Raw genomic sequence first — 4631 nt, 5'->3', positions numbered from 1 at the left:
GTGGGCGAGGCGGGGATGCCCTTCTACGGGCCGCACGCGGTCACCGTCCCCGGGACGGCTCGCGGCTGGGAGGCGACGATCGAGGAGCTCGGCCGGCTCACCCTCGCGGACGCGCTCCGACCGGCGATCCGCTACGCCACGGAGGGGTATCCGGTCTCGGAGGTGATCGCCACCTACTGGTCGAGCGCCGAGTCGCTGTTCACCGACCCGCACGCCCGCGAGGCGTACCTGTTCGACGACGCGGCACCCACGGTCGGGCAGGAGGTGACCCTCCCGCGGCTCGGGCGGTCGATGGAGCGGATCGCCGAGGAGGGCGCGGACATCGTGTACGAAGGGGAGATCGCGGAGGCGATCGCGGACGAGGTGCAGCGGGCGGGCGGGTTCATGACCGTCGACGATCTGGCGGCGTTCGAGGTCGAATGGCCCGATCCGGTGTCGACGACGTACAACGGCGCGGAGGTGTACGAGCTGCCGCCCAACAACCAGGGACTCATCGCGCTGGAGGCGCTCAACATCGCCGCGGAGCTGGGGGCGGGCGAGCACCCGTACGACTCCGCCGAGCGCGTCCACTACTTCGCTGAGGCGATGAAGCTGGCTTTCCACGACGGCCATCGCTACATCACCGATCCCGAGTACGAGTCGATCCCGCCGCTCGCCTCGGACGAGTGGGCCGCGACGCGTGCGGCCGAGGTCGGGGAGACCGCGAACCACGACGTGAGCTTCGGCGTGCCGAACGCGAACGCCGAGGACGCCGACACGGTGCTTCTCACCGTCGCCGACGACGAGGGCAACGTCGTCTCGTACATCAACTCCCGGTTCGCCGGGTTCGGATCCGGGCTCGTCGCGGGCGACACCGGGATCGCCTTACAGAACCGTGGCGCGTCGTTCTCGCTCGATCCCGACCACCCGAACAGCCTAGAGCCCGGCAAGCGGCCGTTCCACACGCTGATCCCCGGGCTCATCGAGTTCGGTGAAGACGACTGGGCGGCGTTCGGCGTAATGGGTGGGTACATGCAGCCACAGGGGCACGTTCAGACTGTCTCGAACATGGTCGACTACGGGATGCCGCTCCAGCGCGCGCTCGACGAACCGCGGTGGCGCTACCGGGAGAGCGGTGAGCTCGCGTTAGAACCACGCTTCGACGACGACGTGGCGGCGAAACTGGTCCGGAAGGGCCACGACGTCACGCTGCTCTCGCCGACCCTGTTCGGCGGTGCCCAGATCGCCCGCGACGATGCCGGGACGCTTTCCGCGGCGACCGAACCCCGAAAGGACGGGAACGCGCAGGGGTACTGACCGCATCACGGTCCGAGCGATCCACCGACGAACGACGTGTTGGCTCGGGCCCCGGTCGGCCTCTGTGACCACGAACACCGGAATAGTATCTGTAGAATTACCTTTTTGTATCGGTCACGATCCGGCCGCCGTGAAGGTAATACCGACGCCCGCGTCGAAGCGTCGGATCAATCGACGGTACGTGGTTGCTGAGAAAAATGGGCTGAGAGATGCCGAGAATCGGGTTTACTGATCGCGGATCTCATATAATTCGTGAAACGATCGATCGTCCTCGAAGACACGTTTATAAACACTCGTGTGGTATGACCTCACAGTATGACGCGAAAGTTACAACGGCGTGACGTTATCAAGGGAGCCAGTGCCGCGGGGGTCGTGGCGCTGGCCGGCTGTACGACCGAGGAGGACAACGGCGACGGAAACGGTGCCGGGAACGGCGACGACAACGGCGGCGACGGTTCGGAGACGCCGGACGCGGTGATGGTCGTCGGGTTCCCGCAGTCGGGGATCCAGCTGTTCCGGGACTTCTACTCGGAGTTCGCGAGCGACGTGCCGGACGTGGACATCATCGTGCCGGACGGGCTCATCGACGCGGACCTGCCGGGCGAGGTCGACAACGACATGGACAACGTCATCGGGACGGCCCCCTCCGCAGGCGGCCCCGGTGCCGAGTTCTTCGCGGCCGAGTACGAGGCGGCCTACGACCGGGAGCCCGGCGTGTTCACGGCGCAGGCGTACGACGCGATGGCGGTCAACGTGCTGGCGGCCGTCGCGGCCGGGGAGAACGACGGCACCGCGATCCGTGACCGGGTCCGCACGGTCGCGAACCCCGGCGGTGAGCAGTTCGGTCCGGAGACGCTCGTCGACGCGGTGGAAGCGGTCGCCGCCGGCGACCCGGTTCACTACGTTGGGGCGTCGTCGAGCGTCGACTTCGACGTCAACGGCGACATCGTCACCGCCGCCTACGACATCGTCGACTTCGACGGCGGGGAGCTCGTCACGCTCGACACGCTGGAGTTCGGCGACGAGCTCACCGACGAGGACAACGCGGCGACTGCCGAGGATCCGGTCGGCGTCGGCGAGTTCGAGGCGATGGTCGGCGTGTTGATGCCGGAGACCGGCGACCTCGGCCCGCTCGGCGGCCCGATCCGTGACGGCGCGCTGCTCGCAGCGGACCAGATCAACGACGCGGGGATCGACGTCACCGTCGACTATCGCGTCGAGGATACACAGACCGACCCCCAAGCGGGGATCTCGGGTGCGAACGCGCTGGTCGACGCGGGGTATCCCGCGATCGTCGGCCCCGCGTCATCGAACGTGAACCTCCAGGTCTCCGATCAGGTGCTCATCCCGAACGGCGTGGTCGGCATCTCGCCGTCCTCGACGGACCCGGACGTGACGAACCTCGCCGACGACGGCTACATCTTCCGGACCGCACCGTCCGACTTCCTGCAAGGCCCCGCGATGGCCGACCTCGCCCGCGGCGAGCTCGTCGGTGCCGACTCCACGGGGACGCTGTTCCTCAACGACGCCTACGGGCAGGCACTCGAGGGCGAGTACGTCCGCGGCTTCGAGGAGCGCGACGGCGAGGTCCGTGAACGGGTCTCCTTCGAGCCCGAGCAGCCGTCGTACTCCAGCCAGTGGTCGGACGTGCTGGAGCTGTAACCGGGGACGCGCGGTCCACACACGTTTTCACGTTCTTATCACTCGGCCCTCAAGCCACTCACCAGGCACCCCTCGTCGAAACGTCAGCGTTTAGCGGTCGCCGGTCGTCGCTCCAGTAATGACCGTTCCCTGTGTCGCCGTCGAACGCGAGCTGGGCGAGACCGTCCGCGAGCGGCTCGCCGAGGCCGACGTGCTCGACGGCGATCACCGGATCGAGGTCGCTGACGGGACGATCTACCTCCCCGTGACGGACCCCGCGGCGGTCCCCGGAGACCTCGCCGAGCGAGTCGTCGAACGCGATGCCGCGGAGCGGGAACGCGTGCGGAGCCCTGCCGACATCCTCGGCTACGACCCCTCTATCGAGCGACTCGGCGATATCGTCATTCTCGACGAGGACGACGACGACCGCGCCCGCGAGGTCGCAGACGCCGTGATGGCCTCCGACCTCCCGTGTGCGACCGTCCTGAACCGGGCGTCACCGATCGAGGGCGAGCTCCGCGTCCGCGAGTGGGAGGTGCTCGCCGGAACCGGCACCGAGACCGTCCACCGCGAGTACGGCCACGAGTTCCTGCTCGACGTCGCCGAGGTGTACTTCTCGCCCAGGCTCGCGACGGAGCGCCACCGGGTGATCGGGACCGTCGACCCCGACGAGTTCGTCGTCGACATGTTCGCGGGTGTCGGCCCGTACGCGGTGCCGATGGCGGCACACGGTGCCGAGGTCGTCGCCTGCGACCTCAATGAAGTCGCGATCCGGTACCTCCGCGAGAACGCCGAGCGGAACGGTGTGGCCGACCGAGTGACGCCCGTCGCCGGCGACGTTCGCGAGGCGACCGACGAGTACGCCGACGCCGCCGACCGTCTCGTGATGAACCTTCCACACTCCGCCGACGCGTTCTTGGACACGGCGGTCGCGCTGGCCGGCGACGAGTGTGTGATCCATTACTACGACATTCAACACGAGGACGACCCGTTCGGTCCCGGTACGCGGGCGCTCCGGGAAGCCGCCGGCGACGACTACGACGTCGTCGTGGAGACGGAACGGGTCGTCCGGTCGTACGCGCCACACGAGTACAACGTGTGTCTGGACGTCAGACTGACGCGTGCGTAGGCCGCGTTCGAGAGGTTCCATCGGTTCCGGCAGTCTCGTTTCGGATCGGAGACAAGTTATATGTCCGTTCGAGCCGTATGGATCGATGGCATGTCGGAAAGTGACACACCGGAGGAGCGCATCGACGAGACGACCACGTGGCCGGACCTAGCGATCGGCCTGTACGACCGTCTGACCGGACGAAACGCGGAGATAATATACGAGTTCGAGGAGATGAGCGTCGACGTCCCGAGTGGCACCGGCGAGGACGTCGAGCACGCCAGCTGGCGGCTCGACGGGACCGTTCGGGTCACGACCCGTGAGCAGGACTGAGCCGGTCGTCCCGCTGTCGGTCGCGACCGACGACCTGACACTGACGGTCGAGGGGGTCGAGATCGACGTCACCTCGACGGGTGACCGGCTGTTCCTCGAAGTGCCGACGGTACGAGGGGCGCTGCGGGTCGTCCGCTCGTTGCCGGCGGACTCGGAGCCCGGCGGTATCGCTCGGTTCCTGCGGGCGGGCGACCTCACGACCGAGATCCGGGTCCGAGGGCGGACCGTCGCCGTGCTCGGGGCCGACGCACGC

The 4631-nt window shown here is 67.8% G+C and carries 5 protein-coding genes; all 5 read left to right on the top strand.

The window, feature by feature from the left end:
- Window positions 1-1296: gamma-glutamyltransferase family protein (locus ACFQEU_RS11690; RefSeq protein ID WP_379782328.1), on the top strand; the 1296-nt coding region annotated here is incomplete at its 5' end.
- A 315-nt stretch (window positions 1297-1611) separates the two neighbouring features.
- On the top strand, window positions 1612-2958 hold the full coding sequence (locus tag ACFQEU_RS11685; protein WP_379782326.1) for an ABC transporter substrate-binding protein: 1347 nt from the start codon (window positions 1612-1614) through the stop codon (window positions 2956-2958).
- A 118-nt stretch (window positions 2959-3076) separates the two neighbouring features.
- Window positions 3077-4066 (top strand): class I SAM-dependent methyltransferase, encoded by a 990-nt coding sequence (locus ACFQEU_RS11680; RefSeq protein WP_379782324.1) that lies wholly within the window; start codon window positions 3077-3079, stop codon window positions 4064-4066.
- A gap of 90 nt (window positions 4067-4156) precedes the next feature.
- Window positions 4157-4378: a hypothetical protein gene (locus ACFQEU_RS11675; RefSeq protein WP_379782322.1), complete on the top strand. Its 222-nt coding sequence runs from the start codon at window positions 4157-4159 to the stop codon at window positions 4376-4378.
- On the top strand, window positions 4365-4631 hold a 267-nt coding region (locus ACFQEU_RS11670), incomplete at its 3' end, for a peptide ABC transporter ATP-binding protein (protein WP_379782320.1). The genes ACFQEU_RS11675 and ACFQEU_RS11670, both read left to right, overlap by 14 nt.

This window comes from Halorubrum tibetense (genome assembly GCF_042661865.1).
Classification (GTDB): domain Archaea; phylum Halobacteriota; class Halobacteria; order Halobacteriales; family Haloferacaceae; genus Halorubrum; species Halorubrum tibetense.
This window is presented reverse-complemented; position numbering and strand designations above follow the sequence as displayed.